The organism is Sphingopyxis sp. GW821-FHT12C06, from assembly GCF_058807415.1.
Genome location: NZ_JBXAQR010000003.1, coordinates 389,887 through 400,100, shown reverse-complemented (window position 1 = coordinate 400,100; position 10,214 = coordinate 389,887). Strand labels below are relative to the sequence as shown.

Annotated in this window: 12 protein-coding genes; 3 read left to right on the top strand and 9 right to left on the bottom strand. The window is 65.8% G+C overall.

The window, feature by feature from the left end:
* Positions 1-31: 31 nt before the first annotated feature.
* Entirely contained in the window at positions 32-2,761 is a 2,730-nt protein-coding gene (locus AC1RRJ_RS10885) for an ATP-dependent DNA helicase (protein ID WP_493123040.1), read from the top strand.
* Positions 2,762-2,817: 56 nt separating this feature from the next.
* Positions 2,818-3,363 (top strand): SixA phosphatase family protein, encoded by a 546-nt coding sequence (locus tag AC1RRJ_RS10880; RefSeq protein ID WP_493122494.1) that lies wholly within the window; start codon positions 2,818-2,820, stop codon positions 3,361-3,363.
* Between the two features lie 4 nt (positions 3,364-3,367).
* On the opposite strand, the gene AC1RRJ_RS10875 is transcribed toward AC1RRJ_RS10880, so the two are convergent.
* From AC1RRJ_RS10875 to rpmF, 5 genes are all read right to left on the bottom strand, one after another.
* Positions 3,368-3,793 (bottom strand): MerR family transcriptional regulator, encoded by a 426-nt coding sequence (locus tag AC1RRJ_RS10875; RefSeq protein ID WP_493122492.1) that lies wholly within the window; start codon positions 3,791-3,793, stop codon positions 3,368-3,370.
* Between the two features lie 14 nt (positions 3,794-3,807).
* On the bottom strand, positions 3,808-4,104 hold the full coding sequence (locus tag AC1RRJ_RS10870) for an integration host factor subunit alpha (protein ID WP_493122490.1): 297 nt from the start codon (positions 4,102-4,104) through the stop codon (positions 3,808-3,810).
* Between the two features lie 180 nt (positions 4,105-4,284).
* Positions 4,285-5,250, bottom strand: coding sequence for a beta-ketoacyl-ACP synthase III (locus AC1RRJ_RS10865; RefSeq protein ID WP_493122489.1), 966 nt, complete (start codon positions 5,248-5,250; stop codon positions 4,285-4,287).
* Positions 5,247-6,281, bottom strand: a complete 1,035-nt coding sequence (plsX, locus tag AC1RRJ_RS10860; RefSeq protein WP_493122486.1) for a phosphate acyltransferase PlsX — start codon at positions 6,279-6,281, stop codon at positions 5,247-5,249. Before plsX ends, AC1RRJ_RS10865 begins: the two co-directional genes overlap by 4 nt.
* A 22-nt stretch (positions 6,282-6,303) precedes the next feature.
* Positions 6,304-6,483 (bottom strand): 50S ribosomal protein L32, encoded by a 180-nt coding sequence (rpmF, locus tag AC1RRJ_RS10855; protein WP_011541714.1) that lies wholly within the window; start codon positions 6,481-6,483, stop codon positions 6,304-6,306.
* A gap of 336 nt (positions 6,484-6,819) precedes the next feature.
* Here rpmF and AC1RRJ_RS10850 point away from each other — a divergent pair, with 336 nt between their 5' ends.
* The gene (locus AC1RRJ_RS10850) at positions 6,820-7,260 is read left to right on the top strand and encodes an MAPEG family protein (RefSeq protein WP_493122483.1); all 441 of its coding nucleotides are present in this window, start codon (positions 6,820-6,822) and stop codon (positions 7,258-7,260) included.
* A gap of 29 nt (positions 7,261-7,289) precedes the next feature.
* On the opposite strand, the gene AC1RRJ_RS10845 is transcribed toward AC1RRJ_RS10850, so the two are convergent.
* The 4 genes from AC1RRJ_RS10845 to ygfZ all read right to left on the bottom strand — a co-directional run bounded on the left by AC1RRJ_RS10845 (position 7,290) and on the right by ygfZ (position 10,154).
* A complete protein-coding gene (locus AC1RRJ_RS10845) occupies positions 7,290-7,961 on the bottom strand; it encodes an MBL fold metallo-hydrolase (protein ID WP_493122481.1) in 672 nt (223 codons plus the stop codon).
* Positions 7,962-8,008: 47 nt separating this feature from the next.
* Complete coding sequence (locus tag AC1RRJ_RS10840; protein ID WP_493122479.1) at positions 8,009-8,557, bottom strand: retropepsin-like aspartic protease family protein; 549 nt, start codon at positions 8,555-8,557, stop codon at positions 8,009-8,011.
* A gap of 52 nt (positions 8,558-8,609) precedes the next feature.
* Complete coding sequence (locus AC1RRJ_RS10835; protein WP_493122477.1) at positions 8,610-9,227, bottom strand: hypothetical protein; 618 nt, start codon at positions 9,225-9,227, stop codon at positions 8,610-8,612.
* Positions 9,228-9,428: 201 nt separating this feature from the next.
* Positions 9,429-10,154: a CAF17-like 4Fe-4S cluster assembly/insertion protein YgfZ gene (gene ygfZ / locus AC1RRJ_RS10830; protein WP_493122474.1), complete on the bottom strand. Its 726-nt coding sequence runs from the start codon at positions 10,152-10,154 to the stop codon at positions 9,429-9,431.
* Positions 10,155-10,214: the final 60 nt, after the last annotated feature.

Here is a 10,214-nt window from a genome sequence, read left to right as displayed (position 1 = left end):
GCTTTGTCCCTAGTTTGGCGCGGTGCCGCCCATCGCCCTCCCTCCCCTGCCCGCGATCCATGCGAGTCACGTCGGCATCTGGATCGCCAGCCCTGACGGGCGCGTCCAGCGTGTCGGACGCGGCGAGGCGATCGCCGCGGTCGCAGCAACACCGCACCTTCTTCTCGGCGCGACGCTGGCCGGCGACCGGCTTGGCTATCCCGAATTGTCGGGGCTCGATCTGCTCGAGCTGTTCGCTTTCCTCTATCCCGCGCGCTTCGCCGTGCCGACCCCGGCGGGAATAGCCGCCGCGATCGGGCTCGAACCTCCCAAGGCAGAGGAGGATATTGCCGCCTTCCTGCCGCAGGCCGCCGCCGCGATGCTCGCGAGCCTTGCCGACCCCGACTGGCCCGAGCGCGAGGGCGCATGGCACGGCCTGCAAGCACTCGCCCGTCAGCGTTGGCCATGGGCCTCACTGATCCAGCCGCGCCTCGGTTCGCCCGATCAGGCCGACCGCTGGCTGTTCGCGCGCCTCCCCGAATGGGAGGAAGGTGCGCCGCGCCTGCCGCCGCGACAGGTGACGATCAATCCCGACGATGTGACCGCGCGGCTCGACCGGCTGACCGGTGACGGCGCCGAACGGCGGCCGGGGCAACAGGATTATGCCCGCGCGGTCGCGGCGATCTTCGAACCGCGCGAACGCAAGGACGCGCCGCAGATGCTGGTGGCCGAAGCCGGAACCGGGATCGGCAAGACGCTCGGCTATCTTGCCCCCGCGAAACAGTGGATCGACCAGTCGGCGGGCAGCATCTGCATCTCAACCTTCACCAAGGCGTTGCAACGCCAGCTTTCGCGCGAGACCGAGCGGCTGTATCCCGACGCCGCGACGCACCGCGAAAAGGTGGTGGTGCGCAAGGGCCGCGAAAATTACCTCTGCCTCCTCAACCTCGAGGATGCGTTGCAGGGCGGTTTTTCCGGGCGCGCAGCGATTCTTGCGCAATTGGTCGCGCGCTGGGCAACCTACAGCCGCGACGGCGACATGATCGGGGGCGATCTGCCCGGCTGGCTCCCCGCCCTCTTCCGCCGCAACGGCACCACCGCGCTGACCGACCGGCGCGGCGAGTGCATCTATGCCGGCTGCCCGCATTTCCGGAAATGCTTCATCGAACGCTCGGCGCGCGCCGCGACGCAGGCCGAAATCGTCATCGCCAATCATGCGCTGACGATGGTGCAGGCCGCGCGCCCGCGCGACGGCGGCGCCCCCGCGACGCGGCTGATCTTCGACGAAGGCCATCATCTGTGGGACGCCGCCGATTCGATGTTCGCCGCCGCGCTCACCGGGCAGGAAGCTGTCGAAATCCGCCGCTGGGTGCTGGGGCCCGAAGGCAAGTCGCGCGGGCGGCGGCGCGGGCTCGCCGCGCGCCTCGCCGATCTCGCCAGCTATGACGAGGCGGGCGATCGTGCGATCCAGGCAGCGATCGTCGCAGCCGGCGAACTTCCCGGCGACGGCTGGCTCGGCCGGCTGACCGAAAATGATCCATGGGGTGCGGTCGAGCGGCTGCTCGCCGCCGTGCGCGCGATGACCTTCGCCCGCGCGGTCGAAACGAAGACTGCCGACAGCGGCTATGGACTCGAAACCGAACTCGCCGACCCCGATGCGGGGCTGGTCGATGCTGCCGCCGGGGCAAGCGACGCCCTCGATGCGCTGCTCCGCCCGCTGCTGGCGCTCGGCAAGCGGCTCGAGGCGCTGATCGACGATCCGCCCGACTGGCTCGACGGGCAGGCGCGCGCGCGCATCGACGGCGCGCGGCACAGTTTGAACACCCGCATCGACACGCTCGGCGGCTGGTTGTCGCTGCTCGGGCGCATTGGCGGCCCTGCCAACCCCGATTTCGTCGACTGGCTCGCGGTCGATCGCTATGACGGGCGCGAGTTCGACTGCGGCCTGCATCGCCATTGGCTCGACCCCGCACGGCCAATCGCCGAGGCGGTCTATCGCCCCGCGCAGGGCGTACTCGTCACCTCGGCGACGCTCCGCAACGGCGGGCACGGGCATGGCGGCTGGGCCGACGCTGACATTCGCACCGGCGCGCGCCACCTCGACGGCAGTGTCCGGCATTTCGCGGTCCCCAGCCCGTTCGACTATGCCCGCCAGTCGGAAGTGCTGATCGTCACCGACATCGCGCGCGGCGATCTGCCCGCACTCGCCGGCGCTTACAGCCGGTTGATCGAGGCATCAGGCGGCGGCGCGCTGGGACTGTTCAGCGCGATCCGGCGGCTGCGCATCGTCCATGCGCGCGTCGCCGACCGGCTCGCCCGCGCCGGGCTTCCGCTCTATGCCCAGCATGTCGACCCGCTCGATACCGGGACGCTCGTCGATATTTTCCGCGCCGACCCGCACGCCTCGCTGCTCGGCACCGATGCGCTGCGCGACGGGGTCGATGTTCCGGGCGAATCACTGCGGCTGGTGGTGATGGAGGGCGTGCCCTGGCCGCGCCCGACGATCCTCCACGCAGCGCGGCGCGCGGCGCAAGGCGGCAGCACCTATGACGATATGGTCATTCGCGGCCGCATCGGCCAGGCGTTTGGCCGCCTGATCCGCCGCGCCGATGATTTCGGGCAGTTCGTGATGCTGTCCTCGTCTTTCCCGTCGCGATTGCTTGGCGCCTTTCCCGAAGGCACGCCGATCCGCCGCCTGCCGCTCGACGAAGTGGTGAACCATGTCGCTGCCGCGAACGTCGAACGGAGAAAAAGCGCCTTTGCCGCCTTTTCACCGTCATGAGTTTGCGGCACAAGGCGGCGCAACGAGGGAATAGCGCCACGGCGCGGGGAGAGATTTTGAAGAGTTTGACGATCCTGCGCCACGCCAAATCGGGCTGGGACGCCGCCGTAGAGCGCGATTTCGACCGTCCGATCAATGCACGCGGCCAGCGCGGCGCCGAACTGGTCGGCCAATGGCTGAAGCGACAGAAGCTGCCGGTCGATCACATCCTTGCCTCGCCCGCGGTGCGTGTGACCCAAACGCTCGACATCTTCCAGCCTGCCGCCGACCTCGACCAGCTCGAACCGCATTGGGACCGGCGCATCTATCTCGCCTCGGCCGCTACGCTGATCGACGTCATTCGCGAGGGCGGCCGCGACGCGACCCATCTGCTGATCTCGGGGCATAATCCGGGGCTTGAGGATTTGATCCTGATGCTGGTCCCCGAATCGGCCGACGACGAACTGCGCGCCAAGGTGGACCAGAAACTGCCGACCTCGGCACTGGCACGGCTTGAGCTCGATATCGACGATTGGCATGCGCTCGATACCGGAATGGCGCGCTTCACCCAGTTCATCCGGCCACGCGACCTCGATCCGGCGCTGTCGCCGGCGATCGACTGAGCTTTCAGCCGAGCGCGGCCGCGAGCCGGCGGCGGAGTGTTACCAGCGCCTCGACCGGAACCCCAGAAACCCTTTGCACCGGCGCGACGCGTTCCAGCGGCGGCGTAGGCGTTTCAGCAGCGACAGGTGCCACAGCCTGTTCGGCGGCGCCCGTACCCGACAGCGCCTTGCGCGCGCCTTCGACGGTAAAGCCCTGCACATGCAACAAATGATGGATGCGTTCGGCCAGCGCGACATCCTCCGCGCGGTAGTAACGACGACGCCCCGAGCGCTGGAGCGGTTTCAATTGCGGAAAGCGGGTTTCCCAATAGCGCAGCACATGGGTCGGAACGCCGATGCGCGTCGCCAGTTCGCCGATCGCCAGCATAGCGCCGGCAGCTTTACCGCTGTCGTTGGGGCCGCCACCGCCCGCGTCGTCAAAGTCAGACATGGCGGCCACCCATATTATTTACCCGCGACGCGGGCGCGCATCGTCTGGCTGGCGCGAAAGGTCATGACCCGGCGCGGCAGGATTGGCACTTCGATGCCGGTCTTCGGATTGCGGCCGACGCGCTGCGCCTTGTCGCGCAGGACGAAGGTACCAAAGCCCGAAATCTTCACATTCTGTCCGTCAGCGAGCGCATCGGACATATGGTTCAAAATCGATTCGACGATATGCGCCGACTCATTGCGCGACAGGCCAATCTGCTGGTTGATGCGCGCCGCGATATCGGCGCGGGTGAGCGTCCCTGCTGCCATCATCTTCCCTTCCCCCTACTGAAGCGAATGCATATTCGGGATCAGGAAGGCCCCCACCTTCGCGAGTCCCGAAGCACCTTGTAACAAAAGCGAATAAATCCGCCAAACTGAAACGGATGGACGGAAGAGTTGATGCGATGAGATCATCCGGCGGCGCAAATGCGCCAATGTCGGCGATCGCGTCTAAACCCGCAGGGCCGCAGCACCCCAGGTAAAGCCGCCGCCCATCGCCTCGAGCACCACCAGGTCGCCGCGTTGGATGCGCCCGTCGCGCACCGCAAGGTCGAGCGCCAGCGGCACCGAGGCAGCAGACGTGTTGGCGTGCTGATCGACAGTCATCACGACGCGCGCGGGGTCGAGACCCAGCTTTTTGGCGGTCGCGTCGATGATCCTGCGGTTGGCCTGGTGCGGCACGACCCAGTCGACGTCGCTCGGCGACAGGCCGGTATCTTCCAGCACTTCACCCAGTACCGACGCGAGGTTGGTGACCGCGTGACGGAAGACTTCGCGCCCGTGCATGCGGACATGACCGACCGTGCCGGTCGTCGACGGGCCGCCATCGACATAGAGCATGCCCGAATATTTGCCGTCGGCGTGCAGCCGGGTCGCAAGAATACCCTGATCGTCGTCGACATCTTTCGCCGACAGCACAACCGCGCCCGCGCCGTCGCCAAACAGGACGCAGGTCGTGCGGTCTTCCCAGTCGAGAATGCGGCTGAAAGTTTCCGAACCGATGACCAGCGCGTGATTCGCGGCGCCCGTGCGCAGCATCGAATCGGCGACCGTCACCGCATAGAGAAAGCCCGAACAGACTGCGGCAACGTCAAAGGCGATGCAGTCGGGCGCGCCGATCAGCGCCTGCACCTTGGTCGCGCTGGCAGGAAATGTGTTGTCGGGAGTCGCTGTCGCGAGGATGATCAGGCCGATGTCCGAAGGCTGGAGCCCAGCAGCGGCAAGCGCCTGCTGCGCGGCGGCGGCGCCGAGCGTCGCCGTCGTCTCATCGGGCTCTGCGATGTAACGGAAACGGATTCCGGTGCGCTCGACGATCCATTCGTCGCTCGTATCGACGCGCTCGGCGAGTTCGGCGTTCGACACGCGGGTACGGGGCAAAGCCGACCCGGTGCCGGCCAATATGGCACGACGGGTCATGCTGCGTCGCCGCTGCGGAAATTGGCCAGATCCTGCGTCACCTGCCGCGTAATGTCCTTTTCGATCAGTTCGGCGCACAGGTGGACGCAATTGGCGACCCCCTTGGCATCCGCGCTGCCATGGCTTTTCAATACAACGCCGTTCAGTCCGAGGAAGACGGCGCCATTATGGTTGTTGGGATCGAGATGGTGGCGCAACAGCTCGGTCGCCGGGCGCGAAATCAGAAAACCGATCTTCGAGCGGGTCGAACTGGTGAAGGCGCGACGCAGCAGGTCGGTCACAAAGCGCGCCGTCCCCTCGATCGTCTTCAACGCGATATTGCCCGAGAAACCGTCGTGGACGATCACATCGACATCGCCGCGCGACAATTTGTCGCCTTCGATGAAGCCGGTGAAATCCATCGGCAGGCCCTTCGCAGCCCGCAGCATCGCTGCGGCATCGCGAATCTCGTCGGTGCCCTTGAGCTCCTCGGTGCCGATATTGAGCAGCGCGACGCGCGGGCGTTCCAGCCCCATCGCGGTGCGCGCATAGGCGGCGCCCATCACCGCAAATTGCGTGAGATTATTGGCGTCGCAGTCGGTGTTGGCGCCCAGGTCGAGCATCACGACGTCGTTGTCACCGAGCGTCGGAAGGAGCGCGGCCAGCGCCGGCCGGTCGATCCCCGGCATGGTGCGCAACGCGACCTTCGCCATCGCCATCAGCGCGCCGGTATTTCCCGCAGACACGGCGCCGCCGGCATCGCCGCGCTTTACCGCGTCGATCGCCAGCCCCATCGAAGTGCTCTTCGCCTTGCGAAGCGCCTGGCTGGGCTTGTCTTCGCCGGTGACGACACCATCGGTATGGATGATGTCGGTCGCCGCGCGCAGATTCGGGTGGTTTTCGAGGGCAGCCTTGATCCGCACCTCGTCGCCGACGAGGAGGAAGCGGAGGCCGTCATGCTTGTGGCGTGCCATCGCCGCGCCTGCGCACATCACGCGCACGCCGACGTCACCGCCCATCGCATCGATTGCGATTCGCGGTGTCAGGCTCATGATGACGCCCTCCGGCTAATGATTAAGCGCCGACCGACACCACTTCGCGGCCATTGTAATGGCCACAGGCATTGCACAGATTGTGCGGGCGCTTCAGCTCGCCGCAATTCGGGCATTCCTGGAAGGCTTCCACCTTCAGGCTGTCGTGGCTACGACGCATGCCACGCTTCGAGGGCGAGGTTTTTCGCTTGGGGACGGCCATGATATTTCCTGCATTCTTAAATGTTTACACGAATCGGCAAACCCGGATTTGTCGCCCCCGTTGCCGGGAATGACTGGCCCGCCCGCCGTGCCGAAGCCCGTTCCTGCCTGGATATGACAAGAAAAATCTTCCGCCGAAGGGTGCCTCAACGCCTGATGGTGTCGGGTGCCGGATTGGGCGGGGCTATAGCGTTTTTGCCCGCAAAGGCAAGCCCCGGATCGCGTTCCGGGTGACGATGGCCCCGGTGGGCGCGCTTGCCCTTCCCTTATGGGAATGCCACACCTCCCGCCTCGCCGGACCGCAGGGGACGCCGGCCGATCCACTTGGGGGATAATTATGATCTTGTTGCCTGTCAGCCTGACGATCGCCGCCGGAGCGGCGCTGCTCAACATCTGGCTTTCGGTCCGCGTCGGGCGGGTGCGGACAAAAGAGAAGATCTTCGTCGGCGATGGCGGCAACGAACTGGTGATGCGGCGCATGCGCGCGCACAGCAACTATGTCGAAAACACCGCTTTTGTGCTGATTCTTCTCGCGCTCGTCGAACTCGGCCTCGGGTCGTCGATGTGGCTCTGGGGCGCCGGGGCGCTCTATCTGGTCGGCCGCATTCTGCACGCACTGGGCATGGACGGAATGATGTGGGCCCGCCTGGTCGGTACGATCATCACCATGCTGACCCAGCTTGGCCTGGCCGCCACAGCGCTGACCGCAGTCTACCTGACGCCAACGCGCTTCACTTCGGTCGATGTCACCGAGACGGTGGTTCTGGAACAGAAGTAAACTCTTCCCCCCCCCATGCGGGAGGGGGATTAGCCCGCCGTCCCCAGCACCATATCGCCGACGAAGGGATTGCTGCGCCGCTCGTGTGCGAAGCTGCTGTGCGCGCCATGCCCGGGCAGGAAAGTCGTGTCGCCGCCGAGCGGCCACAATTTCTGCGTGATCGAATCAAGCAGTTGCTGATGGTTGCCGCGCGGAAAATCGGTGCGGCCGATCGATCCCTGAAAAATGACATCGCCGACGATTGCGAGCTTCGACGGCGCATGATGGAAGACAACATGGCCGGGCGTGTGGCCGGGGCAATGGATGACATCGATCGTCAGATTGCCGACGGTCACCGTATCGCCATCGACCAGCCAGCGGTCGGGTTCGAACGATTCGCCCACCATTCCGAAGCGGGCACCGTCCTCGGCAAATTGTTCGATCCAGAAACGGTCGTCCTCATGAGGCCCCTCGATCGGTACGCCGAGTTCCTTCGCGAGCATCCCCGCCTGACCGCAATGATCCATATGGCCATGGGTGACGAGGATCTTCTCGACCTCGACCCCGGTCTGCTTAACCGCCTCTTTCAGCTTGTCGAGGTCGCCGCCGGGATCGACGAAGGCCGCCTTGTTCGTTTCGGTACACCAGAGGAGGGTGCAATTCTGCTGAAAGGCGGTGACGGGCACGATCGCGGCGCGCAGCGGAGGATTGGGAGCGTTCATGCCGGCTGATGTGGGCAAAGCCGCGGGATTTGGCAAGCCCGGGCGCCTCAGCGCAGCGTCATCATATCGCCTGCGACATTCACCGAGTCGAGTTTCGAGAGGAAGCTCTGGCCAAGCAGCGACACCCCCATGTCGGCGTCGATCACCGCCGCCTGCACCCCGCGCACTTCGATCCCCTCGATCGCAACGCTGTCGAGCATAACGACCCGCATCGGAACCTCGCCGCCCGCCGTGCGCGCCATCCCGACGACCGGCAGCCCGTCGACGTCGATCCCGATCGCTTCAGCATCGCGGCGCGTCAACGCCACGATCGACGCGCCGGTATCAACCATCATCTTGATGCTCGCCCCGTCGACACGCATATCGGCATAGAAATGCGAATCGCCCGAGCGGCCCAGCCGCACCTCGTCCGACCCGGTTTTGCGGGCCGATGCCGACGACCAGCCGCTTCCGCCGCGCTGACTCCAGCCGCCATCGTCAACGGATTTCACGACCGATTGTCCGGCATCGTCACCGGCGGTCCGGCTGGCGCAGCGCGCCATGCCGACCGATGTAGCCGCGATCACCGCGGCCATAACAAGGATGCGCCCCAACATGAGGGCCGGTGTCGCAAAATTGGGTTGGAGAATCGTTAAACGCCGGCTCCGCTCAGCGCGTCGTCTCGATAAAGCCGCGCCACAGCGGCGCGTCGCCGCGCACCGAATAGGCGATCCGCGCGCAGGCATAGGAGCGATCCCCGCGATTATCCGCTTCGGCAGCAGTCAGCGGCCACGCCGCCGCAGGACGCGCCGACCAGCAGGCGAGCGCCTCAGCCTCAGGCCGGGCGGCGATCTCCGCCTTTTCGGCAGACGAATAGGATGCGGGGATATTCCACCCCAGTATCCGGCGCTCGATCGGCCCCGGCGCCTTCAGCAGCGCACCAAATGCGCCGCAGGGGTCATCGATCATCGACGCGATCGCGCTTCGATCGGCCTCGCCCAGCCAGCGACCGCCGAGCAAGGGCTGCCAACGGCGCTCGTCGCGCGATTGCAGCGCGGAAAATAACTGGTCTGCGGCCGCCTCGAACCGTCCCTGCCAGGGCGAATCGGCTGCCAGCGGCGCGAGCTTCACAGGCTCAATCGGCTCCTCGGGCGCGATCGCGACCAGCGGAGCCGACGCGGCGGCTTCGGGCGTTGAAAGAGGCAAAGTGACGCAACGGCCTTCAGCAGCGGCCGGCGTTGCGACGAAAGCGGCGGCAAGCGCCGACGAAATCAGGAAAGCGCGCATGGCGGTATTTTAGCAGCAAAGGCTGCATCTGTCATGAACTGGCAGCGCGCGACCTTGTAACCAGCTTCGGAGTGCAGACACTTCCCCCACTTTCGTCATGCCGGACTTGATCCGGCATCCATTCGGCGACGGCGCCATGGACCCCGGATCAAGTCCGGGGTGACGACAGAGGGGTAATCAGGCATCCATCTCTGGACGACTTCACTCCCCGACCACAAGCCCTTCGCGCATCCAGCCCGGCGCGCGGGCAGCATCGATATTCTCGACCCGGCGATGCTCGACCGACCAGCCAAGTTCGGGATAAGCGATGACCTGCCGCTTCGCGTCGGCTTCGGCCAGCGGCACGACGACCAGCCGCCGGTTGACCTTTTGCCGCCAGTTCATCCGCGCGGTATTTTCCTGTCCGACATAACAGCCCTTCGAAAAGCTGACCCCGTTGAGTTCGACGGCATTGCATTCGAGCCACAAGGTCGTTCCGTCGCCGATCTCGGCGCGGCCTTCGGTGACCCCGAGCGCCAGTCGATGGGCGCGCCATGCGGCGTCGGCGCCCTCGCCTTCGTCGACCGGGGCCAGCCAGCGCTGGCCGAGGCCGGACAGGCGCGGATCGACGACACCAAGGTCGCCCGCGGGCGCCCAATGAACGCCGATGTCATCCTCGCGCTCGATGACGATCGCGCGGCGCAGGCGATAGAGCTTTAGCCGCTTGGCCAGATCATCCGCCGCATCCTTCTCGCAGTCGATCAAGATATCCTCTTCATCGGCCCAGATCAGGAAATCGAACAAGGCCTTGCCCTGTGCGCTCAGCAACGCGGCCCACACGGGAAGATTGCCCGACACATCATTGGTCACCAGCCCTTGCAGGAAGCCGCGGACATCCTCGCCCGCCAGACGGATGAGCGCGCGATCGTTGAGGGTGGTATTGGTCATGGCGATAATCTAGGGACGCGGCAGCCAAAACCAAGCATCCATTTCACCCGCGAGAGCCAT

Coding starts and splice junctions, on each gene's coding strand:
- AC1RRJ_RS10875 (WP_493122492.1), bottom strand. CDS start 3,793: ATGTCTGACTTTGACGACGCGGGCGGTGGCGGCCCCAACGACAGCGGT.
- AC1RRJ_RS10870 (WP_493122490.1), bottom strand. CDS start 4,104: ATGATGGCAGCAGGGACGCTCACCCGCGCCGATATCGCGGCGCGCATC.
- AC1RRJ_RS10865 (WP_493122489.1), bottom strand. CDS start 5,250: ATGACCCGTCGTGCCATATTGGCCGGCACCGGGTCGGCTTTGCCCCGT.
- plsX (WP_493122486.1), bottom strand. CDS start 6,281: ATGAGCCTGACACCGCGAATCGCAATCGATGCGATGGGCGGTGACGTC.
- rpmF (WP_011541714.1), bottom strand. CDS start 6,483: ATGGCCGTCCCCAAGCGAAAAACCTCGCCCTCGAAGCGTGGCATGCGT.
- AC1RRJ_RS10850 (WP_493122483.1), top strand. CDS start 6,820: ATGATCTTGTTGCCTGTCAGCCTGACGATCGCCGCCGGAGCGGCGCTG.
- AC1RRJ_RS10845 (WP_493122481.1), bottom strand. CDS start 7,961: ATGAACGCTCCCAATCCTCCGCTGCGCGCCGCGATCGTGCCCGTCACC.
- AC1RRJ_RS10840 (WP_493122479.1), bottom strand. CDS start 8,557: ATGTTGGGGCGCATCCTTGTTATGGCCGCGGTGATCGCGGCTACATCG.
- AC1RRJ_RS10835 (WP_493122477.1), bottom strand. CDS start 9,227: ATGCGCGCTTTCCTGATTTCGTCGGCGCTTGCCGCCGCTTTCGTCGCA.
- ygfZ (WP_493122474.1), bottom strand. CDS start 10,154: ATGACCAATACCACCCTCAACGATCGCGCGCTCATCCGTCTGGCGGGC.